Genomic DNA, 26670 nt, shown 5'->3' on the forward strand with positions numbered 1-26670 from the left:
CGGGCACACACCGCAGCAGGGGCAGGATCCCAACGATCCGCCCCTTTTGCCGTTTTTAAGTAACCCGCCATTGCGGACCCCAGACCCCGCGCCAGCCCGGCGTCGGGACCGGATTCCGCATTTGCCGTGAGTATCGTGAGTAGGAAAACATGACCGACCAGCAAAATCCGCAGCAGGAAAACTCTTACGGAGCCTCTTCGATCCAGATCCTGGAAGGCCTGGAGGCGGTACGCAAGCGCCCGGGCATGTATATCGGCGACACCTCCGACGGTACTGGCCTGCACCACCTCGTGTTCGAGGTCCTGGATAACTCCATCGATGAGGCGCTGGCTGGTTATTGCACCGAGATCCAGGTCACGATCCACAGCGACAACTCGATCTCCATCGTCGACAACGGCCGCGGCATTCCGCCGGCGGTGAAGTTCGACGACAAGCACGAGCCGAAGCGCAGCGCGGCGGAAATCGCCATGACCGAGTTGCACGCGGGCGGCAAGTTCAACCAGAACAGCTACAAGGTGTCTGGCGGCCTGCACGGCGTGGGCGTGTCCTGCGTGAACGCGCTGTCCAAGTGGCTGCGTTTGACCGTGCGCCGCGACGGCCAGGTCAACCTGATCGAGTTCGCCAAGGGCGAGGTGCAGAACCGCGTGATCGAGACCGTGAACGGTCCGGATGGCAACCCCGTGGAAGTCTCGCCGATGAAGGTCATCGGTGCGACCGACAAGCGCGGCACCGAAGTGCACTTCCTGGCCGACGAGGAAATCTTCACCAACGTGGAGTTTCACTACGAGGTGCTGTCCAAGCGCATCCGCGAACTCTCGTTCCTGAACAACGGCGTGCACATCCGCCTGACCGACCAGCGCACGGGCAAGGAAGAGGATTTTGCCTACTCGGGCGGCGTGAAGGGCTTCGTCGAGTACATCAATCGCGCCAAGACCGTGCTGCATCCGACCATTTTCTACGCGAATGTCGAGAAGGAAGGCATCACGGTGGAAGTGGCCATGCAATGGAACGATGGCTACAACGAGCAGGTTTTGTGCTTCACGAATAATATTCCGCAGCGCGACGGGGGGACCCACCTGACCGGCCTGCGCGCGGCAATGACGCGGGTCATCAACAAGTACATCGAAGAAAACGAGATCGCCAAGAAGGCCAAGATCGAGACGTCCGGCGACGACATGCGCGAGGGCCTGTCCTGCGTGCTGTCCGTGAAGGTGCCCGAGCCGAAGTTCAGCTCGCAGACCAAGGACAAGCTGGTGTCGTCCGAAGTGCGTCTGCCGGTGGAGGAACTGGTAAGCAAGGCGCTGACCGACTTCCTGCTGGAAACGCCGAACGACGCCAAGATCATCTGCGGCAAGATCGTGGATGCCGCTCGTGCGCGCGAGGCGGCCCGCAAGGCCCGCGAAATGACGCGCCGCAAGGGCGCTTTCGACGGCATGGGCCTGCCGGGCAAGCTGGCCGACTGCCAGGAGCGCGACCCGGCGCTGTCCGAACTGTTCCTGGTGGAGGGCGACTCCGCAGGCGGCTCGGCCAAGCAGGGCCGCGACCGCAAGTTCCAGGCAATCCTGCCGCTGAAGGGCAAGATCCTGAACGTGGAACGCGCGCGCTTCGACAAGATGCTGTCCAGCCAGGAAGTGCTGACGCTGATCACGGCGCTGGGCACCGGCATCGGCAAGGACGACTACAACCTCGAGAAGCTGCGCTACCACCGCATCATCATCATGACCGATGCGGACGTGGACGGCTCGCACATCCGCACGCTGCTGTTGACGTTCTTCTATCGCCAGATGCCGGACATCATCGAGCGCGGCTATGTGTACATCGCCCAGCCGCCGCTGTACAAGATCAAGCACGGCAAGGAAGAGCGGTACATCAAGGACGACAACGAACTCAACGCCTACCTGCTGAAGCTGGCGATGGAGAAGGCGTCCCTGACGCGCCCGGACGGCAGCGAGATCATGGGCGACGCCCTGACCGAGCTGGCGCGCCAGTACCAGCTGGCCGAAGGCGTCATCGGCCGCCTGTCCCGCATCGTCGACCCGGACGCGCTGCGCGCCATCGCCGACGGCGTGGTGCTGGATCTCGACAACGCGGCAGCGGCGGAAGCCTCGGCCGTGGCGCTGAAGGCCAAGCTGGCCGAGATGCACGCCAAGACGCTGCTGGGCGCCGCCGTGAACGACGACGGCACCGCTGACGTGTATGCGCAATTCGACGAGAAAACCGACAAGCACCGCCTGATGATCGCGCGCCGGCACCACGGCAACGTGCGCCTGTCGCACCTGGACGCGGACTTCGTCCATGGCGCCGACTACGCCGCACTCGCCCGCGCCGCCACGACCTTCCAGGGCCTGATCCCGGAAGGCACCAAGGTCAAGCGCGGCGAAGGCGAACGCCTGCGCGATCAGACGGTGTCCGACTTCCACCAGGCCATGCAATGGCTGCTCTCCGAAGCAGAGCGCGGCGTGTCCCGCCAGCGCTACAAGGGCCTGGGCGAGATGAACCCCGAGCAGCTGTTCGAAACCACGCTGGACGTGACCCAGCGCCGCCTCCTGCGCGTGCAGATCGAAGACGCCATCGCAGCCGACCAGATCTTCACCACGCTGATGGGCGACGAAGTGGAACCGCGTCGTCATTTCATTGAGTCGAATGCGCTGGTGGCGCGGAATATTGATGTTTGAGGTGGTGTAGGATCTCAGAAAAGTTGATGTTCTTCACAAATAAGTGAAGCGATCTGGGCTGGTGGGTTGCTGTAGTGTAGGAAACGGGAATTAGCTGGACTACGTGCACCGCGGGGCCGTGGTCTCAATCCCTGATTCGCCACCAAAGGCTGTAAGCCCTTGAAGCTTCGCGTGAAGTTCAAGGGCTTTTTTCTTGTGGTGTTACGGTTGGCGTTTCATATATCCGAGGCGATTTAGGCCGGAGGTACTTCCGTTCAGCAGTTCAAAACTTCGGAAGCCTCCAGGAGTACACAAGCGTCCCGAGCACCGAAATCCAAGCTACCCCCGAAGAACTAAAGCTCAGAGGCATGCCAGCGTGCTTGCAACAGTGGCATGCGACACCTTTTCAACGGCTCGCGGTTGGTGCCGTAAACTCTTCCGCCGAACTGAGGTGCGACCTGAATAACGTATCGTCACCGAGCATGGGGTTGTAGTGGCATTTGTCCTTGATGGCTTAGTACTCGAGCCCGTAGGTCATCCACATCGCTCATCATGACAGCAGCGGCAACCCCAGCTCTTTGAGGAATTCGTTGTGCTGCTTGGTGGCCTTCTTGATCTTCTTATCGAGTGAAACAAGTTCAGCATGCACCGCCGCGAGGTCGATTTCCTCCTCGGCTTCCGCCGTGCTGACGTATCGTGAGATGTTCAGATTGAAATCGTTCTTCTCGATTTCTTTCATGCCCACGCGCCGCGAATAGTGTGCAGCCTCCTTGCGAAACTGATAAGTGTCGATGATCTTGTCGATGTGCTCAGACAGGATCTGGTTCTGCCGCTTCCCCTTCTCGAAGTACTCGGCTGCGTTGATGAACAGTACATCATCCGGCTTCTTGCACTTTTTCAGCACCAAGATGCATACCGGGATGCCCGTGGAAAAGAACAGGTTGGCCGGTAGGCCGATCACCGTGTCGATGTGGCCGTCCTTGAGTAGCTTGGTGCGGATGCGCGCCTCCACACCACCACGGAATAGCACACCATGCGGCAGGATGATGGCCATCACCCCGTCTTGCTTCAGGAAATGGAAGCCGTGCAGCAGGAAGGCAAAGTCGGCAGCAGACTTAGGCGCCAGGCCGTAATTCTTGAACCGGACGTCCTCGCCTAGTGTTACGGTGGGCTCCCAACGGTAGCTGAAGGGCGGGTTGGCCACCACCGCGTCAAACTTCGGCATCTTGGCCGGATTGGTCTCACGCAACATGTCCCACTCGTTGAGCAGGGTGTCGCCATGGAAAATGTCAAACTCCGAATCCTTTACTCCATGCAGCAGCATATTCATGCGCGCCAGGTTATAGGTGGTGATGTTCTTTTCCTGGCCGTAAATCTTTCCGATCGTGCCCTTTGCGTCCTTCATGCGGTGGCGCACGTTCAATAGCAGGGAACCTGAGCCGCAGGCCAGATCCATCACACTGTCGAGATGGGAGCGCTTACCTGTAGCGGGCTCCTGGCTATCGAGCGTCACGATGGCCGACAAGATGTCCGAAATGCGCTGAGGCGTGTAGAACTCGCCCGCCTTCTTGCCCGAGCCAGCCGCAAACTGACCAATCAGGTATTCATAGGCATCACCCAACGTATCGCTATCGGTGGAAAACTGCCTTAGTCCGTCAGCAATTTCTTTGATGATCTTGCATAGGCGGGTGTTGCGCTCCGCATAGGTTTTGCCGAGCTTGTCGGAAGCCAGGTTGATCTCCGAGAACAGCCCTCGGAACGTGCTAGCGAAGGATTCGGTCTCGATGTAACTGAAGCCCTTCTGCAAGGTTTTTAGGAGCTCCACATCTTGTGTTCGTGCCATCTCGGCAATGTTGCCCCAAAGGAATTGCGGCTCGATCACGTAGTGCACCTTGCGGCGCATTTGCTTCTCAAACTCCGGCACGTCGTCCACGTTACTCTCGTACCAGCATTGCAAAGGAGTGGATACCGAGCTGTCGAGCTGCCGCGGGTAGTCCCGTCCCAACTCCTTCTTGGCGGCAGCCTCGTAATTGTCGGACAGGTAGCGCAGAAACAAGAAAGCCAGCATGTAGTCGCGGAAATCGTCCGCATTCATTGCGCCGCGCAATTGGTCTGCAATGGCCCAGAGGATCTTGCCGAGCTTTTGTTTTTCGAGGTCAGTCATTGGGTGTCTGCTTCCTCAACGGCTTGAGGAAATAAATCTGGATTGAAGGGATAGCGATTCAGGAAATCGTGCAGGATCTTCCTGAAGTAAGCCTTGTTCTCGTCCAGCATCTGCTGGGGCTCGAACAGTGAATAGTTGCCGTGGCTCAGGATGTTGATCAGGCGCGTATACAAGATGCCATCCGGGTCATCGTCTTCTTGCTTGATGCAGGCCGAGAAGTTCTTGTGGCCGTGAAAGCTCGCTGTCTTCTCCAAAATGGTGCGCAGCATGTTGAAGTGATGGGTGAAAAGCCGGTCCTCCTGCGCAGCCTGGTACAGCTCTGCCAGTGCTGCGACATGGTGAAAGAACGGCGTGTCGCCAATTTCCTCACGCAACACGTAGCCACTACCCGTTGAATTTTTGTTGACGAAATACTTGCGGGCCTTGCCCAACTCGTTGCACAACACATTGAAGAACAAAGTGTGGTGCGTCGAGATCACAGTCTTGAGCTTGCTTTCGGGCCGCTTGAGCAGTTGCGCCAAGTGGTTAGCCACGGCAATCGCATTGTGCTCATCCAGCGACGAAATCGGGTCGTCAATGTAGATGTATTTCACCCACTGGTAAGCCTCCGCGCCATCCAGCGCCAACTGGACGATGGCAAGGAAGAAGCACCAGACGAAAATGTTCTCCTCGCCACGCGACACCTTGATGTTGTCGATGACTTGCCCGTTCATTGTGCGCCAGAAGCGCACCACCCATCCCTGCGTATCGATGCGGAAATCGAAATCCGTATAGCGCTGCAGCAATGGGCGGATGCGGTTGTCCATCTCCAGCTCGGCTAGGCCGACGAAAAAGCGCGATGCCGCGTTGAGCGTGAGCCGGCGGTCGCTGTCGCCGTCCAGGTCATTGTCCCAGTGAAAAAGGTCTTCGGTGAAGGCGTTGAAGTAGAGCGTGTCGCGAGCATCGCCCTGCTTGCCGATGTCTTTGAATACCATCGATAGCCGCGTCTTGCCGGTGCCATTGTAGGCATAGAGCAGGATGGTTTTCTTGTCTTCCAACACCTGCCGCAGTTGCGTGGCTAGCGCAGGCAGGTCGGCGAAGGCTTGGCTCGGCTTCATTCCTGCACCTCAGCGCCGACTGAGAAAAGCTGCTGCATCAAGCCACTCTTATGAGTTCTGAGCACATCGATTTGCCTTATTTGGACGGCGATGGAATTGTCGATAGAAGACAAGCAATCCGCTATTTTTTTCTGCTCGGGGGGCGATGGGCATCGCACCTGCACCTTGGCGAAATCGTCGTAGTACAGGCGCAATCTGTCCTCGGTCAAGCCTCTCGAATGCGCGGTAAGAACTTGGAGTGTTCCCGGCAGCTTCAGCAGAAAATAGAAAAAAACAGGGTTCACGCCGCCTTGCGGTTGAAGCACGGTACGGAGGGGTGGTTCGAAGTGAAACCTGACATCCGACTCAAATCAGAGCGGGTGGCGCGACGTCTGGCAGCTGCGGCAGTCCACTTTGCTCAATCTGGTCGACGGTTCCGTGTAGTCACAGACAAGCAGTTGGATACGGAGCCTCGCGCCTCAAACGTGCTGGAAGTGATGTACCAACGCCGAGCGCCCCTCACCAGCGTCGAGCTCGAGCGCTTTCGCCACAAGCTCAGGAGCGAGTCTCCCCAGACGATGTCGGAATTCACTTCGTTGGTTGGCCTTTGTGATGCTTGGCGTCTGCTGGGGCTGGGCATCGTGGGAGTTGATCTCGATCAGCCAATCGTTCCGGACGCTGCTATCTATCTTGAAGGAGGGCATCGTCATGCAGACCTTTTCGCTTAGGGCGCGACTGAGTGTTCTCCATAATGGTAGGCGATTGGTGCTTGCAAATCGGCTGATGGACAGGCGGCTCGCGTTCAAGGATGACTTTGGCGAGCCGGTCGTGTTCACTGAAGCCGAGTTCTATCGACTGTATGAGCAGCGGGAACTGGTGCTTGATCCGGCGCAGCCTTACATCGACACCATTCCCCTGATCAGGAACGCGCCGCCAGATCTGACCTGTTTTCCCAAAGCGCACTCAGATGAGGCGCTGCGCCGACGGTCCTACCTTGAGGCGCTCTTCCAGCCAGTTGGTTCAAGGTTGCCCAACGACCACGAGCTTCACAAGCGCTTAATGGCAATCCATGCGGTGATCCACGATACCAAGCAGCCGCCCTCTCCGCAAACAGTGCGTCGCTGGGCACGTCGTTATCGCACAATGTGTGTCGTTCAGCTCGTTCCTCAGCACTGCAAGAAGGGCCGCGCCGCAGTCATCCAAGGCGATCTAGAAGATCTGCTCCAGATATGCCTCGAGGAGTCATACCTCAAGCCCGAGCGGCCGACAATCAGGCAAGTCTATGAGGATCTCCGCTCGCGCGTGGATGGCGTGAATAGAGGACGTTTGCCATCTCAGCAGTTGAGGCTACCGTCTGAAATGACGCTTAGGCGCTATATCGCTCGACTGGATCCATATCAGGTCGACTGCGCGCGACTCGGAAAACATGCGGCGGACAGGAAGCACCGCAACGCAACGGGCCAATTGACGGTCGACAAAATCCTAGAGCGCTGGGAGATCGATCACACGCTTCTGGACGTGCTTATCGTCGACCCGAAAAGTGGCGAGGTCATCGGTCGTCCGTACATCACGGTCATACTCGATCGCCATAGCCGTATGGTCATGGCCTTCTTCATTCACTTGTCCGCGCCGAACACTGAGAGTGTTCTCAGAACCATCGAGCGAGCTATTCGCCCAAAACATGCATGGCTCGCCAACTATCCAATGGTCGTCAATGAGTGGCGTGCTCGTGGGCTACCTCGCTATATCGTTCCTGACAACGCCGCCGAGTTTCATGCGAATGGGCTGATCTTAGCGTTCAACGAACTCGGTATCGAGGTTCTGTTTCCACGTTCGCGAGGTCCAGAGATGAAGGGCGCGGTTGAGCGATTCTTTCGCACCATGGCGGAGGATCTGATTCACCGTTTGCCGGGAACTACCTTCTCCAACACGCGAGAGCGCGGTGATTACCCGTCAGAGAAATTGGCTTGCCTCACTCTCACTGATCTCGAGTCAGCGGTCATGAAGTGGATAGTCGATCGTTATCTCCAGAAGCCTCATCGCGGTTTGGGTGGTCTCACGCCAGCCAAGGCCTGGGTGCAAGGTGAGGTCGAGCGTCCCCCACTTTTGCCCCTAGATCTGGATGAGCTTGAGTGCGTTCTTTCTCATCGGGCAGACGTACGCCTTCATCACTATGGAGTCGAGGTCGATCGACAGCAGTACCACTCTGCCGAGCTTTCCGAACTGCGTTTGCGTTTAGGGAAAGAAGCGCGAGTTGACGTTCGCTTTCGTGATGAGTTGGGTCATGTATGGGTTCGCGATCCCGGCCGCAATCTCTTTCTGCAGGTGCCCAACAAGGATTCGAGGATGGTTGGGATGAGCCGAGACATCTATAGCGCAGCCCGGCAGCGGGCCCGGGAACTCAGCGGCAATTCCAGCAACCCTGATGCAGTCTTTGAGGCCTTTCGGCAGATCATGGCAGATGTTGAGGTGGCGAAGAGGTCCAACAAACTGCGCAAACGACGCTACGCCGCACAGATGGAGCTCGACAAAGAGGGGAATCAACGCCAGTTCAGGCCGGCCGCAAACGAGTCACCGCCTGCTGCTCAGACCCTTTTCGACCTCGAGTCACCGCCGCCGACGCTCGAAATCCGGCCTCGAACCCTTCCCGGCATTTCAGGAGATCAATCATGAATGCATCGAATGAATTTTCTCTCCGCCATCAGTTCATCAAGACGTCTCAAGTATCTAGGGCTTTCGATCGACTGAGTGAGGTGCATCAAGATGTCCTTCGCTCGCGAAGCAGTCGAGGGCTTATGGTGTTGGGGCCGAGCGGGGCCGGCAAAACCACAACTGTTAGGGAGTACTTAAACACGGCATTTCCGCAGGTGTGTGTCCCCGGACAATCATGTCGAGCGGTGCACGTTGAGATTCCGGCGTCGCCGACGCAGAAATCCCTCGCAACGTCGATATTGATTGGCCTTGGCGATCCTCTGGCAACAGCACAGAGGCACCCTGCAGAGCTGAAGATGGCCCGCGCCGCTAAACTTTTTCGGAATTTGCATACAGAAGTTTTAGTTCTCGACGAGGCGCAGCACCTGGTCGACTACAAACGAAGCAGCACCTACGACGCTGCCGACTGGCTAAAGAATTTAATGAATAGCTCAGAAATCACCGTCGTTCTTGTCGCGCTGAGGCGTGCCCTCCAACTGCTTTGGACTAACGAGCAGTTGCGAAGAAGGTTCTCCGCCATCGTCGAACTTGAGCGATTCAGTTGGGCAACGAGTGAGGGCCAACGTCGATTTGCTTCCTTGGTAGGCAGCATCGGGGGGATATTGCCCGTCCCAACCGTTGACCTCACAGAGGGCGATATGTTGCACCGTCTTTATCACGCTAGCTTTGGTCTAATGGACTACCTGATTAAAAGTCTGGATCGCGCTGTATGGACAGTTCTGAGCGGCCAGGCAAGAGGTATCGATCGCGCAGTTCTCGCGCGTGCGTTTCGCGACGAGGTTTGGGCAGACGTACCGCCGAATAGGAATCCGTTTGACGAAAAGTTTACTTTCACCCCTCTGATCGGAATTCACGAGCCCTTCGAGGGCTTCGATAAAACTTTTCGCTAGCCTCCGGGCGGCCCGGTGTAGGCGCTGCGCTGCATTTGCATATATCCAATGTGGAGCAATTCATCTTATGTTCTGCCTGATCAGAGAGAAGGGGGCACCTCAGGTTCCGCAGCCTGAAGCAACACTATGGGGGCGGCGCGACGTTCGTCAGTGGTCGACACCATGTGTAGCCCCACCCGTTCAAGTCTCTCCCTATCCCTACGAGAGCTTTGAGAGCCTCATGTTCAGGGTGGCTGAGTACAACGCGTTGGGCTCTGCTAGAGTCGCGCTCCAGGCGCTTGGTGCGCATTGTCAGAGACCGTCGCGCTATTGCTATAAGCACCTTAGTCCGTTACTCAGTATTGAACCTGCCTCGTTGGCGGCGATGCTACCCACAGCAGTTGATGGGGACCTTCACATCCTGGGGCACCAACTCCTGCGTGAACGCCACATTGTTCGGTGCGCCAGTCGTTTTTGCCCGACGTGTGTCTCCGAGCGCGGTTACGGCCCACTGGAATGGAGCCTTGCTCCGTATGCCGTCTGTGCCGACCACGGTATCTACCTGGTTGACCGCTGTGCTTGCAGTCCGAGGAGGTCTCTGAACATGTTTCGCCACAGCTACTTCACATGTGTATGTGGGGCCGACCTTCGCAACGCCCCCGTCCTTACTGCAAGCTCTGCTGCATGCAAACTTGCCAAGGAGATTCGGCGACGATTTCGACAGGAACCGGATGAACAGTTGGATAGTGTGTTCCCGATATTGAGTACATGGCCCGAAGACGCGCATTTCGGCGATTTTCTCGACTTGATGATATGCCTTGGAAACCTTGCTCGTGGGCCTAGAGGCCTTAGCCTTCACCTTAGTCAAGCGGTGTATCGCTTGGACCGGGTTACCGCTGTGTTTGAGAACGCGGCCCACATTCTTTCAAACTGGCGCGGTGGTTTCGAATCGGCCTATCGTATTGCTAACGCTACCGTCTACGGGTCACGGGCTAAATCGGATGACCAGTTCCCGTTGTTCCGAGCTAGGGCAGAGCGGTATCTACCGCCATTGGTGTATCGATGGCTGACTCTTCAGCGCTCATAGACTGTGAGCGCTCTTGAGCGAGGCCGAGCATGCTGGATCTTCCTGTAGTCCCAATGCCTCTCGAAGACGAAGACTTGCTCGGCTTCCTCGCTAGGTGCGCGAACTCCAACGCGCTTACCGTGACCGAGCTTGTAAAAGCGTTCCGATCGACCTCCCAGACTGGTATGAGGACCTGGGATCGCGAAGTAGAGCATCCGTTGATTTGGGATAACCAATTCGACGAACTCCTGCATCCGAGCACCCGCCCAGCGAGGGTCTGGAGTCATCGGAACCGCAAGTTTTGTCCCCACTGCGTGATTGAGGCCGGATACTGGCGAGCGAGTTGGTGTTTGATGCTTGCGACCTGCTGTCCTCGCCACAGCATATGGCTTCAAGAGCGTTGCTGCAGCTGTGGCACCACGCTTAACATTGAGGCAATGCGATGCTTCCGGTGTGACGTCTGCGGTAAGTCGCTTGTGGACGCTGACTCAGCCACCGTCCTGCCGGCTGGTCGGGAAGCGCTGTGGATCGCGCAGCAACTCACCCTTCGGGTTGCTCGGTCAGGTGAGCGTAGTGACCACATTACCGATGACTTGACGTTGTCCGAATTCCACGAACTCGCTCTGAGAGTTGGCGTTCGCGGGAGCATCGTCAACACCAACAAGCCCCTCAAGTTGAAGGATGCCGGCGCATTGACGGTTGCAATACCCATTGCAGAGGGAGCCGGCAAGGCGCTGATGAATTGGCCGTATGGGTTCGAGGACATGCTCGGTGAAATACGCGAGCAGCGACGCAACGCTTCCAGCTGGAAGATTCGCGAAGCCATGGGGCAGATTTATTGGGATATCTATCACCATCTCAAAGATCCACGCTTTGACTTTGTACGGACGGCCTTCGAGTCATACATCCGCGATCATTGGGAGGCACCGCTAGCATGTCGCAATAGAAACATCGGGCTACAACTTGTTCGAAACCACACTTGGGTACCCGTATGCGAAGCAGCCAAGAAAAGTGGTGTAGAGCCAGCGCTGCTCAAGCGTATGGCAAAGTGGCGAGAGATACCGACGCGTGAGCAAACACACAAAAGCGGTAGACGTGCTCGAATCGTGAACCTTGCGACGGTGCGCAACCACGCCGGTCGAGTGCAACAGATGATGACCGCCGAGCAAACTGCGGCACATCTCGGAATCAGTCGCAAGCGCGTGCGGCAGCTTCTTGAGGCTGGGCTGCTGACTGTGCTCGGCGGTACTCCCAAGGCGGGGCAACGATGGTGGATTGATCCGATATCCTTGGACCGATGTGCTCATTCTGGGAGCCAAATGGCAACTGAGCCGAAAAACTCTGTCTCAGTGACGCAGCTTGCGAAATGCAGCATCGCGAGTGCTGAGGGCTTTGTGTCGCTAATTGGTGCGATCCAGACTGGGGAGTTGTCCGTCTGGGTGCCTCCAGTTCCAAGCAAGAAATGGGGAAATGGCGCCTCAGTAAGGACGACTTCGTGAAATGGCGACCTGTTGCGGAAAAAGTTGGAACATCGAAGCTTTCCGTCAGCGAGGTAGCTGTGCAGCTTGGCGTGAAACCGGAGGTCGCCTATGCGCTGGTGCGAGCTAGGCTCTTGCCAGCCACTACTGACAGCGCCGGTCGGCGTGTTGCCCAATGGGTAGATGTCCGTGCACTGAGTGAGTTCCAGGAGCAATATATTCTGGGTACTGAGTTGGCAGCCCTGGCGAGAACGAGCCCGAAACAGGTGGCCCAGCGGCTGAAGGCATGCGGAATTCAGCCTATCGCTGGGCCCGACTCTGCGCGAACGTCTTGCCGGCAGTATGTTTGGCAGCGGACTCCAGGCGTTCTCTCTGCCGCTGTGGCCGAGACGTGATATCGATGAGGATATATGGCAGGGCAGGTTTGGTTACAATGCCAGCACCGATTTTCGTCTGCTCTAAGAACATGATTGGTGAAGCCCTCAGTACAGTTAAGCTCATCGAGACGATAGGGAAATTTGTTGCTTGGCTTCGTAAAACGAGATCTCGCCCCGCAGAAACCGTAGCCGGGCGCTTCATCCGTGTTTTCGAAAGTCACGGCGTACATCGCAATCAGATACCTCGATTCTTCGATCACGGGCTGACCTTGAAGGATGTACGGGATGAGATATCCCTCCTGGACAAATTGGATGAACCGATGCTTGAGGCAGCTTCCAAGCTCTTCGGCATACGCCGTGAATGGCTAGAAGGCGCAGAATCGGAGGTCTATCCCTGTCACGATTTCTATAAGCATCCCGCATCTGTCGCGCCCTTTCTCGAGGCGCTGAAGGCAAGCAATCCAGACGGTAATCTCGACGGTGTATTGATAGCGCCGGAAGAGCAAGAGGGTGATGCACTAATTGTTCTGAGTGAAGTGGTCGGGTGGATCGGTGACAAAGCCATACACCGGCACCATCTGCTCAACAATTGGCTATACGACTACTGGAAGTCACGCGGCTATTTGACCGCTTGCGTTGCGATTGCCTGGAAGCATGGGGTCCGTATTCGAGGTACCTACTCGCCGGCGAAGGAAATCAAGCAGGTTGCATACGGTGAAGTCCTCCTGGGCGGACGCAACGTCGACAACACGCCCAGTCGGAGGGGAACTCTATATCCGGAGGACATGGCGCTAAGACCTGCCGCCTTTCTCGTTGGAATTGACCCCGAGCGAGATAACTTTGGAATCACGTCCGCCTTGGAGCTTTGGCAAATGCTGGAGGAAGACGGATACATGGCGACGGGACTATCGATGTACCAACGAGAGGCGATTCGGGGATTGTTCAAAGAGGCGCTGGACAAGTCGCTCGCAGCTACAAGCCATCCTCCGGAAGTTTGAGCCACCCTGCGCAATTATCGACGGAATACTCTGTCCAAGCCGAGACTACCTCCTTGCCGGTCTTGTGGAGCCCAGAGCGGGTGGCCGGATGAAGATTGTGTAACGAGTGGAGCAAAAAAATCGCTCTTCCGATCGGACGGATGGCCCAGCAATTGAGATGCGGTTCGACGATGGGGTGCTAACTCTCAAGCCCCCACGGCCATCGGCATTCCGAATGCACTGACCGTTCCGGCGCGGCTAAAGGTCCAGCCTCATTGTAGTGATGCTCACAGGCCCATCTGCCCACAGGCTTACGCCGATCAGGACTTTGCCTTCGTCAAGCAGCGCCTTGCCTAATACATCCCAGCGAAGATTTCCCGTCGGTAAATCGACAATGACTTCGCTGTGCGTGCCGGTGCCAGCCCCAAACGCAAATGCCTTTGCGTCGATGTCCGACTTACCGTCCAGCATCGACAACTCTTGTACGGCCCTCAACGGGAGTGCGAGCTCGCCATGTGCCAGTTTGTAGGTGAGCTTGGCGCCCTGAATTGGATACGTTATGCCCGTGGCTATGACCATGGCGTCAATCTCGGCCAGCTCAACTTGGCAGAACTTTGACTTGTGCCAGTCTTCGACGAACTTTGGGATCGCGCGCACAAGGCTCGGCGTGGTCCAAACCTGAGCCAATTCCTGGAGCGATAGATCGCGCGGGAAGGACTTATGTATGTACCGGTACGCGTCAAGGTCCTCGATAAGAAAGCTGGGAAGCTGAAGGTCAATGCTCAGAATTTCTGGTGCCAGGTACTCCAGCTTGATAAAGAATGACTTCGCTAGTTCGCTCAGTTCTTCTGGCAACCGCTGGGACATCTCCGCGAGAATGATGCCATGCTTGAGCGCCTTGATACGCGCTGGCTTCGAAAAGCGGGAACTGGTGATCGCAATTAGTGCGTCGGCGCCGATGCTTTCCTTCTTGCTGATTAGCTGCTCAATCCACTCGACAGACTGCTGCGCGGTGCGATCGCGACATTCAATGGCAATGAAACGTTCATCGCCGTTTCGCGGCACGCGAACGCCAATATCCACTTCGCGCGGCTGCCCAGTGTCCACATCATCAACAAATTCCGGCGAACTGATTCGAGCATCCGGGGATTGATGCTCCTTAATACGTTTGACAAGAAGCTCGAAATCTCTCCCTCCGCGTGCAGATTGTTTTTCTAGATCTCGTGGCACAGGCTCGTTCCGTTAATTGGTGGGATGGCTGATATGTTGCCATGCCTCAAAGGCAGTCTGACGCCACTCTTCCATTTGGTTGCGCCCCAATTCCGACAATTTCAGTCGCCGGCAGCAGGCCGCCCAGGCTGGCTCTGGGCGGGGCGCCGTGTCACCGAGCAGAGCGCGGAGGTACTCGTGCCGATGTCTGTCTGACTTGATCATCGTGGATGTAAAGGGATTCGATGACATGCTCCATGATGTCTACCAGCGTGACGAGATCCTCCTTCGACGGCGTGTGCCCCCTATGAATAGTTGCAGATCCCGCGTCTAGTACGGTTTGCAACCGTTCCTTTTGAAGCCGCGACACGTGTCCGTCATCACAGAGGGCGGCCAGATTTTTGGCGAAGCTATTCTTATCTCCTCCGATCTTGTCGATCATTACCTGTTCGAGCACTGCCCGTACACCCATAGCTGCCAAGTGTGGCTGGTCATTTTGCAATGCCTTATATATTTCTTTGCAAATGAGCATCGCAGGTGGAGGGTCGGCGCGTCCGGAGGACATCCACCATGCCATCATCCATTTCGGCTCTTTGCGAAAGGTCGGCGGAGGGTAGTAATTCGTAACTACGTCGCGATGGTGGGAGGCGTTCCAGTCCTCTCGCAACTTGACGCTCTCACACCCTAAGCATTGCAGCATCAGATAGCTGCAGTGCTCCTCATAACCGTAGCCATAGTCTTCGCCACCTTCATGCCAATGCTGCGAAACCGCATGCAGTACCGCGTGGTTGGTCTCATGAGAGCAGACGTTGCAAAAGACCTTTCTCTTCTCTGCCATCGTCGCGTCCACAGATTCTCCGATTTCTTAGCGTTCAATAGGGATTTTAACGAAGTGGGAAAGCGGCCGGGCCGCTCAGGGTTTCCGGCGGATGGCGGACAGTTGCCGGCGCAACCCGGGAGCCCGCGTCTGCGAGCCTAGATGGCGCCGGATGTCGGACACGGTGAGGCGCAGCTGGGCGTACCTGAGTCTGCTGCAGTACGATGGCAGTCCACATGGGAGGGCATCTTGAACGCGCAAACGCAGACTTTAGGATTGGTACAGGAGTTAGAAGAGGAGCTCGACCAGTTTCCTCTGTCTAGCGTAATCCGATCTCACGCGCAGTTAACTGAACAAGCACTCGGTGCTTGGTCTGATCGCCTCAGGGACATGGGCGACCCGGGGCGAAGATACTGGGATCACCCGTCGGAGCTAATGTACGACGAAGTTGGCATACTGCTTGGAGCCATGTTTGTGCTTGTGCAGGCGGCTACCACCGAGACGGTCTCGATCGTGAAGCGCATCTACGAGCTGAACGGACAGAAGATAAGCAAAGACGCAGTGATGTCATTGGAGGCAAAACCCGATTCGAAGTCGGGCCTGAGCTACGTCGCGATCGCAAATGGAGCGGCAAATTTTTACAAGCACCGCTTCGAGTGGCAGAAGGATTGGCTCGGGGGTGCGCCAAAGCAACAGAAAGACACAATCAATCTCGTCCGCTCCGTTGGAATGGGGCCCGAACGAGACTTGGCGGATAACCTGCTCTCCGCCCTCAACGCCATTACGAAAACAAGTGGCGGCAACCTGCATGACTTAGCAGATCTAGTCGTGGGGCAGTGGCGGGCGCGACTTGCGCCGCGCCTCCGTGGTCAGTTCGACCTGCCCCAATATAACAAGTGTGGCAGTTGAGCGTACTTTCGGGTTGCGACCGACGGCGGCAAGAGTACAGCTCTCGGTCGCGCATTCCCGCTTGATGCCTGAAATTCCAGTTACTTCGTCAACAGCCGAACACCCTCGAAGATTTCATGTGCGACGCGTCGAGCAGCGGCATCTTGAGCTTCGCTCATCGGCTCGAGTTTCACGCCGTCGCGGCCATCCACAAACATTGGGCCGCCAACGTCGTCGTCATAGCGTGATCCGTCCTCGTGGATGGCGACGTACTCATCCTTGGTCAAATCGGCGCCAAGCAGCTCTGCGAGGTACACCCATGTCCAGCATTGTTGTAGGTTTTCGCGGTCGTAGTCCTCGATCAGCTGTAACATGGCTTCCGTGTCCCCCCGCTTTGCGGCCTCCGTCAACCACTTCTTTGCATCCTCTGGCCGCCCCATGCGCTCGGCGATGTCCGCAACCCAAGAAGGATTGGCGTTCACTGAATCAGTCGCCTGCTCAAAGAATGCTGGTTCGTCAAAACGATCGGCAAGTTCCAACAGTGCCTCTCGGTGTCCCAGCCTCGCGGCCTCGCGCAGGTGCAGAGAGAAACTTTCATCCTGTGCCAAACGAGTCGCATGAGCGTCGGCCCACTCCTGTTCCACGCCTGTCAGAACACGTCCGTTTTGGGCCTGCATGTACCAGTAATCACTACCGACTCCTGGGGCGTCGAAGTCGTCTCCCGCTGGAGCGTGGATGAGAGCCAATGCATAGTGAGCGGCGGCATGGCCTCTGCTCGCGGCTGCATTGAGCCCATCGAGCATGAGGGGTGAGACCAATTCGTCAGAAGAAGTCCACCACCTAACCTCGTTCCGATTCCCTTGCTCATCTTCATCAGGCCACGAACCGTACCCTGACTCAGCCCGCAGATAGGCGATCAGATCTGGAATCCTGACAAGCCCGAATTTGTGCTCGGTCATCAATGCCGGTAGCACGCCGGCGACCATTTTAGCCGTATCCAACTGGTAACCGATCTCTAGGCAACGGTCCCGGATGTGCTCGCCAAAATCTGCTGCACGTCGACTTGACAGCGACTGCTCGGTGAAAACGGCTTCTGCACAGAGTGCTGCGTAGGAGTTGAAGCCGAAGGCTGCGGCCAGCAACTCATAGATGTGGGCACGTTTGAATTGCGTGCCGGTGTGGGCCTGGAGATGATGCTGCGCGATGTACGCGAGTTCCTTGATCGTCATGGTAAACCTTTCCTCAAACGCCACGTCGAATTCGGGTCAGGCGCACACGTTTAAGTCCCCGACGGCGAGGCTCAAAGATAGGTTTGCAATGACGGAAATAATGCCTGCTTTTACTCGTGTGCAAGTAGGGTGGGCACCCGACGCGTATTCTAGGCTTGATACCCTGCTCCGTCTACACGTCGCCGAGCCTATTCGGGCTGTCGTGACCCCAGTGTCACAGTAAGGACAATGCGCAAGCAACACGAGGTCGCGAATCGATTCGAAACTCACCAGGCATCATGGCCTTGGCGTACTGAGACTTGCTTCTGTGGTGGCACCACCCTCTGGCCGGACTCCAAGGATGACCGACCGTATCACGCCCTCGTCATTGGAGACTGCCCATGTCACGGCCAGGTAGGAAAAGAAGGAACGACGAATTGCTACAGCGTTCGGGCAACATAAGGCTGATTCGCGCCGGCCTGAGTATTCGCGCTGACAGACCTCGATCATTGCCGCCAGTACGGGTGACCATGCTTACTATGCACATCGAGGGGGATTCACAGAGCTAGTATCAGGAATCTCGCAGTTTTCGATCATGGCCTACGTCAATACGAATCCCGTCGTGGGTCAGGCAGAGGTGCCATCGATTGGCGCGTTCACTGCTGTCAAGCCAGTTCTACAGGGCGCTATCGACCTATCCCCCAATGAATTTCAGTCTCTGCTAACGATGGCGTCTGCCGGAATGCTTCGATCCTGTTATTTCGTGTTCACGAAACCTCGCTACCGCTCGGCCCTAATAGTCAACGCGGACTTCAATTCGAGGATGACGGACGAACTCGACGAATAGCTGATGCTGCCGGGTCTCAGCCGGACAGCCACTGCTAGTAATCGATGATCGCGCATATCCAGCACGTCCACTCACCGTCATCGTATATTGTTCGACAAAAGCTGAGAGCGGATCCGCTACGCAGTTATAGCGATGGACATTACGTTCGAAGATGAATCTTCAGGCGTGGCGCTGCCACTTCGACGGCTCGCCGAGCCACCACAAAAAATATGCATACCCTTACGTCGGAGGGGTCAAGATTCCGCATACGCAGCCGAGTAGAATAATAGGGGCGGCTAACGGGCGTGCGGAAGCTCGCATTCCACCCATGGCACCTATTGCACGATGACCTCGCCAACGACCTTTGGCGCGGGTCTGTTCGAACTTCACACCCAGCATGGCGCTCTTCTTTGATAGGTATCTCACGGAGTACGATGAGAGCCTGTCGTCCGATTCCTATATCGACCCGGTCGGCACGCTTATCATCTGGTCGGCCTTCGGTCGGCAGGTATTCAACAACCGCGTCAATTCGATCTCGAACGATGTTAGGAACTACACGCTGAACCTGTTTCATCATTTCTTGATCCGGAAGCTAGTAGATGACGATACGGTGGTGCTAAGCGCCTCCCTGCGACAGAGGTATCCGAGCAAGGAGATGCTGCAGTTCAAGCAGGCTTGTCTAATCTTCTTGGAGAACCTGTTTGTCTATTCCGTTCTCCAGAACGAAAAGATGCAAGACGTTGAGTCTGCTGGGATCCTTGGCATTTCCAAAGCGCGCCGCAGCTGGGAAAAGACGGAGGGTGACCCGGCGATCATATTCACGCATGAGCCTGCTGGCCAGATACTGGTGCGCCAGCTCGGCCTCGGTGTGAGTGGCCGCTACAAGACGCCGCTCATGGAAATCGGTTTCTTCGATACCAACTACCAGTACAACAAGCCCGCGTTACTGCAGCATTGGGCTGAAGCGAAGGCTTTTATCATCGACGACAAGAATAGCCTGCTGGGCAAACTCGAGGGACATGTCTACCCGTTTCTCAAAGAGTGCGTTACCAGCTTGCGGCATGGCGGCAAGTTGCAGTTCAAAGAAAAGGTGCCAGAGAAACTTACCAAGGCCTATGCACGTGCGTTTGCGTCGCCTCGAACGGTAGGCAGCTATGCGAGAGAGTTCTGGCTCCAGCAGACCCGCCTCGATAGCGGTGCAGCCGGTGAGCTGTACAAAGTGCTTTCAAAAGATGGCGGGCACAGAGCCAGTTCGCAGGAAGTACTTGAACTGGCCTTGAAGCAAGATTTTCCGCAGGAAGAGAAGGCTAAGCTCGAGCAAATCGCACGCATCGAACCTTTCCTGTCCGATTGCACCCTCCTCTTCACGCTGATGGCTGCGGACCGTACGCACTCGATCGGGGCTGTCGCGGAGCGCTGGGAGCAATTCGATCGAAACGCAGATCGGCTTCCGAGCCTTGCGCAGCAGTTAACCGGCTACGCCAACCTCCGTGCGATAAAGGGTAGCGAAGCCGCTCGCCGGCTTGTGCATCTGCAACAGGTGGCGAACGCCAACGACATCGAACAGCAGATCCGAGGATTGGCCAATTACCACGGACGCGTCATGCAATCTCGCGGCCAGCCGGCGTGGCTCTCGATTGCGCACGACGGCAAGATCAAGATGAATGCGCGTACGATGCCGCGCCCCAAGCCGACGGACTGGCCGCCGGGCGCCTGGTACAACAACTACTATCTGCCGCAATTCAAGAGCCTGGTAATGGGTCTCCAGGGGGGGGGCGCGTGAAGCTTCTCTCCGAGTTGCAGAGGCAGGTAGGCCGCATGGGAACACTGCGCCGTGCGTGGTTCACCAGTTTCAACACAGACATCGAGTTCGTCGAAACCTACGTCTTACCTACCATGCTTGGTGCGAACACGCCGCGCAACCGGCTCGAATATGAGCAGCTGCAACAGGAACTTACGAAAGAAGATGTCGACTTTCGTGTGTTCTGCGACCCGCGCTTCCTCGAGACTAATCGCATCAAGCGAACATGCATTCCGGTGCACGGTATTCGGCCCCAGCGGCTGTCGGGCTGGTTCTCGGAGCAGAGCCTGTTCCACGCGAAAGTCATTTACCTGGAAGACCGTGAGGGCAAGCGGATTATCGGTGCCGGTAGCGCCAACCTGACCCTTTCCGGGTGGGGCCGCAATCTTGAGGTGTTCCAGTTCTTTGAGATCACCACCTACGCGAACTACCGCCAGGTTCGCCAATTTTTTGAGGAGCTATGCCTCGCGGCTGATATCCCTTGCGAGCTTGAGGATCGGCGCAAGTTCAGCAGGAAGCAGGAGAATTGGCGCTTTGTTCACAGCTATCAGGATGAGGCCTTTCCTGAACAACTGTTTGCAGGCGTGCGTGATGCTGATCTCGCGGTCTGGTCGCCATACCTGCCGCGAGACCTCGCTAGTTTCATCGGCAAGTTGGAGGTGGCGGCGGATGTGAACGGCCTGAATATACATCTGGTGGCAGACCGCATCGAGGGAAAGTATCTGCGCACAGAATGGAACGATGAGGTGTCTCGCATGAAGGAAGAGGGGCGGCTCACCTTCTACGATTGCCCTGCGGGGCGACACCCGAGCACTGAACTGTGCCACGCCAAGTTGTGGAAGGTTGCCGGCAACCTCGCAATCGGTTCCTGGAACTTCACGGGTCCCGGATCCAATAGCTTGCGTGACGACCAAGGTAACTGGAGCCGAGACAATAACGTCGAGGCAGGCTTCATCATCAACGACCGTCACGACTGGAGCGAGGCATGTGGGCGCAAGCTTAATCTCGGCGAAGCCGATTGCGCCTCGGAAGCGCAGCTCGAAGAGGAAGCTCTTCTCGTGAATTCGCTGCCGCCATTCGACCTGCATGTCAGCTTCGACTGGCGTACTCGGGCCTATACCTTCTGCGGAAAATGGCTAAGCGATGATAAAGGCGATGGCTATTCGGTTCTTCTCCCCGGCGTCGCAGGCCCGGTGCCGTTGGTCTGGAACGCGCAACGTGCGCCGATGCAGCCGGGTGAGATCAGCGTGGATGACAGTGTGCTGCTCCGCGACCGGGTGTTCAAGGTAATTCACGCTGACAAGGAAACTCAGCGAGGACTGGTTAGCGAGCTGAACGCGAACATGCGTCGCGCGCAGTCGTTCGACACACTACAGGATCTACTCGAGGCCTTCGTGCAGGGCGACGACCCGCAGACCCTCCCTGAACTGCCATTCCGCATACCCCTCGATACTGACGTGTTTCCGGACGATACCTTCACCGCCACTACGGGCGAGGACATGCCGTTGAGCGGTCAGAACCCGGCCAGAGGTGGTATCAGCTACTTCAGACTGTTCCAGTCCACGCGCGCATACCGGCAAAAGCTTCTGAAAATCGAGAGGCTGGAGGAGTTGGAGCGGCAGGTATTTTCCTGGCCGGGATGCCTATTGGAGCTCGTTGGCAAGACCCGAGCGGAACTACAACGGCCCGGCGGAGAAATCTTCAACTGGTTCCTCGTGAGCGAAGTGAACTTGCTGTGCGAAGTCGCGCGCAAGCGGCGCGCCTCGCTCATCCGTGGCATGAAAGAGCGCGAACCTGTTTATACGGCCGTGCCCAAGAAGCGCTGGGACGAACTTGACTTGGGGCCGCAAGTAATGCCAGTGGATGTGCAGCCGCGATACTCCGAGCTTGTAAAGGATCAGTGTAACTATGTCTAATCGATGGGGTGGGTTGCGACCGGTTCAAGTATCGGAGTGGATCAACTTCGATGCGCATGATTCCCAGTGGCAATACGTGCCTGGCGCCCCCCCAAGCATGGCTTCACGGCAAACAGAAGGTGTTGCACACCTGTGGAACCTGCTTTCGAAGTACAAAGTGGCGCTGCTTGCCGACGAAGTCGGTATGGGCAAGACCTTCCAAGCGCTTGGTGTCGCGGCGCTGCTGTGGAGGATGAAGCCGTCCGCGAAGGTGCTTGTCATGGCGCCAAACCGCGACATCTGCGCGCACTGGCAGCGCGAGTTCATTGCATTCACGCGCTTCCACTACCGACATGCAGACGAACGAGTGAGTGCTTCTGCGGACAGAAAGCCAGTGCCGCAAGTCGAGGCCTTCACCCGACTTCGAGAACTGGCGGCGGCGATCGGAGCGGGCTCGGCCCAAGATTCCGGCGGAAAGCTCTATCTGACGACCATTCATTCGCTCAGTGGTCTCACGGAACGTGCCGACGAGAAGCAGAATAAGGTGGCCACTGCGAGTAGGGCGGCGCAGGAAGTACACCGGCAGATCTTGCGTGCTCTTGGGGATCAAGGGTTCGACCTTATCATCCTTGATGAGGCGCATTACTTTCGCAACCGGGATGGTGGATCGCAGCGCGTGGCCGCGGCGAGTAAGTTTTTTGGCGGACAGGAAAGCCAGATCGGGCAGCGCGCTCTGCTGCTCACCGCGACCCCGAGCCATACGCACCTTGGGGACGTCGCGAACGTCCTCAGCTATTTCATCGGCGAAGACGAGGCGCGCAAGCTATCAGCCGAGGAGCTGATGGGCCAATACGCCTTGCGCCGCTTCCGGATCATGGCTGGCAATGGCGTCAGCTACACCAAGCACCAATACCGCCGTGAAACTGCCACGCCCTGCGACTTCGTCGGGCGTCCGGAGGCTGAGATGTTCTTCGCGCTATATCAGCGCAGATTGGTTCATGATCTCGGGGTCCTGGAGGAGAAGCGTCGCGTACTCTATGGATTTCTTGAGGGCTTCGAGTCCGCAGGATCGGAGGATCCTGCGCCGCCCGAGCCAAACGATGATAACGAGCAGGCCAGCGATGAGCGGGCGAAGGACTTTAGCTCGGCTGACGACACGCAGCTGTTGCGCGAGATGAGCCGGGATTACCGCGGTATCTTCTCCCGCGCCCCTGATCATCCGAAGTACGGTCGGCTCGTTTCGCAATGCGTACCGGAGCGGCTATTTCCGATGCCGACCGAGCGCCCGCTGCACGAGGACAAGCATCTAGTCTTCGTAAGGCGCATCCCGTCCGTCCGTGAACTGACCAAACGTATCAACGAACACTACGATCGAATGCTTGCGCAGCACATTTGTGCTGCGTGGGATCTAGCGATGGATGATCCGCGCGTTAAGCGCTGGGAGGGCCAGCGCTGGTCGCGCGAGGGCTTCAACGAACTCATGCAGACCCTCAGAAAGGCGGACTCGGTGCCAGAGGACGGGGAGGATGGTGACGCCGGCGAAGACGTTAGCGAAGCTGGCGTTGGAGTGCCAGAACAGAATTCCTATCTCGGTTCTAAGATCTCCGACCTGTTCGTAACCAAAAAGGCGAAGGACGGTGTGCCCGCCCCATCGCCGACTGACTGTTCCCGCTTTAGTCTCAACCTGCGAAAGACCACCAGTATCCATGCGATGTTCATGGAACCAGCCGCCGATTACGTCGACGCGCCATACAGTTCGTACTACGAATTTCGTCAGGGCGAAAAACTGCGAGCTGACTACACGAAGGCTGCGCAAGCGTGCCGCGTGTTGAACCACAAGTTGCTGAGCGAGGAAGATATCGACACCATTCGGCCGCACGACGCCTCCGTGTGCGACTATAAAGACGGACTGATCGAGACGCTGTGGTCGCTGGTATTCCAGAAGTTAAAGAAGCAGCAGCAGGCGACGCTCAGGAGCTGGGCCAAGAATCGTCCCGCCATCGCAGAGAATTTCGCCAACTACATCAAGGCAGGTTTCCTGTTCGCAAGCCCAGTCGTCGTGGAGCTCTACGGCTGGCATACGCGATTCCAGCGCGATCCAAGGTATGGCTCATCACACGCAAATGTCCAGGGGCGCTACCGAGAATTCGTGGGCTACGTGCGCCCATTCATTGAGGGCTCATTAACGCTAAAGTACTTCGGCGCTGCACTGGACACATTCGAACAACTTTGCGACAAGATCATCGACCATGCGGCAGACGACTGGAAGAGGGGTTGGCGAACGCTTACGACGCTTTCCAATCCCGCTTGGTACGCGAGTGGGGATTCCAGCCACCGTCAGCATCTCATTCTCGGCTTCAATAGCCCGTTCTATCCCAACACGCTGGTGGCGACGTCGGTGTTCCAGGAAGGCGTAAACCTCCACCTGCAGTGCCGAAAGCTGCATCATTACGGTATTGCGTGGACGCCCGGGGACAACGAACAGCGGGTTGGGCGGATTGACCGGCTATTCGGCAAAGTTGCCAACCTACTTAAGGAAGGCGAGCCGGGAACGGTAACACTCGATATCAACTATCCCTACCTCAAGAACAGCTTCGATGAGGACCAGGTCGGCTCGTTTATCGAGCGGAAGCATGCGGTCGAAGAGAAGATGGATCGTTGCGCGCAGGGCAGTTTCGACAAGGAGATGCGCATGACCCGTCCCGGCTGGCATGAGTTTCTACGGCAGCCACTCGCCGAATCAGCACTGGAGGATCCATACCCGGCGCGATTCAATGATGCGGACGTTCCGGGGCGGGCGTATCCCGGTACCAACTAGACAATGGTCGCAGCGAACAGCGTGCCAAATAAGCAGAAGCGCGCTTCGATCGGGAGGCCAACGCTCGCAGAGAAGAATGAGTTTCGAGCACAAGAACGCGGGTGCCGAGAAGCGAGGGATGCTTCAGCTGAAGCAGGCCTTTTCAATCATGGAGGCGGACGCATGAGTACAGCAGTTGTACGCGCTCCTTGATCGATAGAAAAAGGGCTGCGATGAGTTCACCCCGCCTTGGGAGGAGCGGGCCGACGTTTGGATAAGCGTCATAAAGGATGAGCTGTCTGGCGGCTGCAACTCGCCCGACGAGTGACGACTGAGCGCAAATTCATGCCGCACTCGCACTCGCACTCGCAGTATCGAGATCTTCGTAGACTGAGGGCTCGAGTCGGAGAGCAAAGACACCGATCGAGCAGATAGGTGCCATGCCGATCGCACACCGGCAGCGGAGTCAATTTCCACCCAATCCGACCATAGCCCTTCTCAACGAGGTGCTCAGGACACAAGCGGGTGGAGAGTGCGGTCACGCGCAGCACCGACCAACTGCGGTATTTCCGCAAAAATAACTAACCGTAGAGAGTGGAACGATGTGGTATTTCGGGAGGGCCAAATTTCAGCGAGCGCGGAGTTATGAGTTCGACAAGATGGGCGTTAAAGCCAGCTGGAATGAAGTTGTTTCACCGTACGGACCGGACTTGACCGTCAACCCACTTGCGTTCATGTATGCCGCGGCCCGGACGTCTATCACCGGAGAAAAACTGGGATTGCATGGGCTGCTCGCAGGAATTGGACAAGCGCAGTCAGCACTCGCTTTCTTACAATTGTGTCGAGGATCTAGTGAACTCGCTATGCACAAGAACTTTCCGTTGGCAAAGGACTTTATTAGGACCGGCATCACTGGAACGGTTGGTGCGGCGCTCAGCTACCTTGAAATGATGGATTTGGGATACAAGTGGGCTGGCCATTGGGAGGATTGCGTATCGGGATTTCCATCAGGGAAACACCCGGATTTTGTTTTTGCATCCTCAAACAGCGTTTGCCTGCTAGATGCCAAAGGGAAGGGATCGCTTGATCAGCCTGTGGACTCACGTGTGAAAACCGGCTGGCGAGCACAAATCTATCCTCACCGAGCACAGCCAATGGTCTTTGGCGGGACGGCAAACGAAGGTCGGGTCATCGGTGCGCAGCTTGAGCAACTCACAGGCAGCGCATCCGCAGCGCGAGCAGAATTAGTCGTAGCACATGGCCAATGGGCGGCGGCAAGAGCCTCGCCGACCGCGATCGCGTCAGCACAGCGTGGCAACTTCGTTTCCGCATGCTTTCTGCTCGGTCTTCCGGCAATGGCCGCTGCGCTGATGAAGACAAGCGTATTGGGAAGGGTTAGTCAACGCGGCTTTGAAAACCCCGGCGATGTCCTCGGACGGGCAGATGTATCCGGCGCTTCTGTATTTGTCGGGCCGACACGAGCAGTAGTAAATTTTGGCCAATCCCAATGGGCGATGCGCCCATATTGCAGGCCAGAAGCGCTGGAACTGGTAGTTGCTAAGTTCCTGGGCGGGGAAGCCGGCGCAGAACTTCCGACATTTGAACCCCAAGGCGTGGTGGACGCCGATAGCAGCCGCGGGGTGCATGTGGTCGAGGGCGGCGATGGATTCGGCGCAGAATTCGTGAGGATATGAACGGTCCTCTAGCGAGCCATTTGATCGGCTTGCTCCTAGGGGGCGGATGCGACGAGTCTGGCCGACGCGGCTGAGTCGGATGCGCGCCAGAGCGGCCTCGGTTTGTTCTGCCAAAGAAGATTCTTGCCCTCACTCCACAGTTACTTTATACTTTACTTCAAA

Annotated in this window: 18 protein-coding genes and 1 pseudogene; 13 read left to right on the plus strand and 6 right to left on the minus strand. The window is 57.0% G+C overall.

The window, feature by feature from the left end; all coding sequences use genetic code 11:
• Positions 1-149 precede the first annotated feature (149 nt).
• Entirely contained in the window at positions 150-2675 is a 2526-nt protein-coding gene (gene gyrB, locus BM115_RS04575) for a DNA topoisomerase (ATP-hydrolyzing) subunit B (protein WP_092291126.1), read from the plus strand.
• 529 nt (positions 2676-3204) lie between these two features.
• Here gyrB and BM115_RS04580 read toward each other — a convergent pair.
• The 3 genes from BM115_RS04580 to BM115_RS04590 are packed head-to-tail and all read right to left on the minus strand — an operon-like array spanning position 3205 to position 6220.
• The gene (locus tag BM115_RS04580) at positions 3205-4818 is read right to left on the minus strand and encodes a type I restriction-modification system subunit M (protein ID WP_092291128.1); all 1614 of its coding nucleotides are present in this window, start codon (positions 4816-4818) and stop codon (positions 3205-3207) included.
• Positions 4815-5915, minus strand: a complete 1101-nt coding sequence (locus BM115_RS04585; RefSeq protein ID WP_092291129.1) for an AAA family ATPase — start codon at positions 5913-5915, stop codon at positions 4815-4817. The genes BM115_RS04580 and BM115_RS04585 overlap by 4 nt, the downstream gene beginning before the upstream one ends.
• On the minus strand, positions 5912-6220 hold the full coding sequence (locus tag BM115_RS04590; RefSeq protein ID WP_143093854.1) for a restriction endonuclease subunit S: 309 nt from the start codon (positions 6218-6220) through the stop codon (positions 5912-5914). The genes BM115_RS04585 and BM115_RS04590 overlap by 4 nt, the downstream gene beginning before the upstream one ends.
• On the opposite strand from BM115_RS04590, the gene BM115_RS04595 reads away from it, so the two are divergent.
• The 7 genes and pseudogenes from BM115_RS04595 to BM115_RS04620 all read left to right on the plus strand — a co-directional run bounded on the left by BM115_RS04595 (position 6134) and on the right by BM115_RS04620 (position 13394).
• A complete protein-coding gene (locus BM115_RS04595) occupies positions 6134-6622 on the plus strand; it encodes a transposase (protein WP_255370697.1) in 489 nt (162 codons plus the stop codon). The genes BM115_RS04590 and BM115_RS04595 overlap by 87 nt on opposite strands.
• Complete coding sequence (locus BM115_RS04600) at positions 6603-8567, plus strand: DDE-type integrase/transposase/recombinase (protein ID WP_255370698.1); 1965 nt, start codon at positions 6603-6605, stop codon at positions 8565-8567. The genes BM115_RS04595 and BM115_RS04600 overlap by 20 nt, the downstream gene beginning before the upstream one ends.
• Complete coding sequence (locus BM115_RS04605; RefSeq protein ID WP_092291135.1) at positions 8564-9496, plus strand: TniB family NTP-binding protein; 933 nt, start codon at positions 8564-8566, stop codon at positions 9494-9496. The genes BM115_RS04600 and BM115_RS04605 overlap by 4 nt, the downstream gene beginning before the upstream one ends.
• Before the next feature lie 67 nt (positions 9497-9563).
• The gene (locus BM115_RS27575; protein WP_092291137.1) at positions 9564-10562 is read left to right on the plus strand and encodes a TniQ family protein; all 999 of its coding nucleotides are present in this window, start codon (positions 9564-9566) and stop codon (positions 10560-10562) included.
• Between the two features lie 53 nt (positions 10563-10615).
• Positions 10616-10921: pseudogene (locus BM115_RS27580) on the plus strand (TniQ family protein); the annotation flags it as partial.
• Positions 10922-11017: 96 nt separating this feature from the next.
• Positions 11018-12040: a helix-turn-helix domain-containing protein gene (locus BM115_RS04615; protein ID WP_255370699.1), complete on the plus strand. Its 1023-nt coding sequence runs from the start codon at positions 11018-11020 to the stop codon at positions 12038-12040.
• A 412-nt stretch (positions 12041-12452) separates the two neighbouring features.
• The gene (locus tag BM115_RS04620; protein ID WP_143093855.1) at positions 12453-13394 is read left to right on the plus strand and encodes a hypothetical protein; all 942 of its coding nucleotides are present in this window, start codon (positions 12453-12455) and stop codon (positions 13392-13394) included.
• Positions 13395-13631: 237 nt separating this feature from the next.
• On the opposite strand, the gene BM115_RS04625 is transcribed toward BM115_RS04620, so the two are convergent.
• Positions 13632-14603 (minus strand): restriction endonuclease, encoded by a 972-nt coding sequence (locus tag BM115_RS04625; protein WP_092291143.1) that lies wholly within the window; start codon positions 14601-14603, stop codon positions 13632-13634.
• Between the two features lie 151 nt (positions 14604-14754).
• Positions 14755-15432 carry a DUF4145 domain-containing protein gene (locus BM115_RS04630; RefSeq protein WP_092291144.1) on the minus strand — a complete coding sequence of 226 codons (678 nt, stop codon included), beginning with the start codon at positions 15430-15432 and terminating at the stop codon, positions 14755-14757.
• Positions 15433-15834: 402 nt separating this feature from the next.
• On the opposite strand from BM115_RS04630, the gene BM115_RS04635 reads away from it, so the two are divergent.
• Entirely contained in the window at positions 15835-16308 is a 474-nt protein-coding gene (locus BM115_RS04635) for a hypothetical protein (RefSeq protein ID WP_255370700.1), read from the plus strand.
• An 80-nt stretch (positions 16309-16388) separates the two neighbouring features.
• Here BM115_RS04635 and BM115_RS04640 read toward each other — a convergent pair whose 3' ends face one another.
• Positions 16389-17516 carry a hypothetical protein gene (locus BM115_RS04640; RefSeq protein WP_092291146.1) on the minus strand — a complete coding sequence of 376 codons (1128 nt, stop codon included), beginning with the start codon at positions 17514-17516 and terminating at the stop codon, positions 16389-16391.
• A 1202-nt stretch (positions 17517-18718) separates the two neighbouring features.
• On the opposite strand from BM115_RS04640, the gene BM115_RS04650 reads away from it, so the two are divergent.
• The 4 genes from BM115_RS04650 (at position 18719) to BM115_RS27035 (ending at position 26508) form a co-directional block, all read left to right on the plus strand.
• Positions 18719-20104 (plus strand): hypothetical protein, encoded by a 1386-nt coding sequence (locus BM115_RS04650; RefSeq protein WP_092291148.1) that lies wholly within the window; start codon positions 18719-18721, stop codon positions 20102-20104.
• A gap of 35 nt (positions 20105-20139) precedes the next feature.
• A complete protein-coding gene (locus BM115_RS04655; RefSeq protein WP_092291150.1) occupies positions 20140-22038 on the plus strand; it encodes a phospholipase D-like domain-containing protein in 1899 nt (632 codons plus the stop codon).
• Between the two features lie 97 nt (positions 22039-22135).
• Positions 22136-24835, plus strand: a complete 2700-nt coding sequence (locus BM115_RS04660; RefSeq protein ID WP_255370701.1) for a DEAD/DEAH box helicase family protein — start codon at positions 22136-22138, stop codon at positions 24833-24835.
• Positions 24836-25473: 638 nt separating this feature from the next.
• Positions 25474-26508, plus strand: coding sequence for a hypothetical protein (locus tag BM115_RS27035; RefSeq protein WP_143093856.1), 1035 nt, complete (start codon positions 25474-25476; stop codon positions 26506-26508).
• The last annotated feature ends 162 nt before the right edge of the window (positions 26509-26670 follow it).

It is taken from the genome of Cupriavidus sp. OV096, from assembly GCF_900115455.1.
Classification (GTDB): Bacteria; Pseudomonadota; Gammaproteobacteria; order Burkholderiales; family Burkholderiaceae; genus Cupriavidus.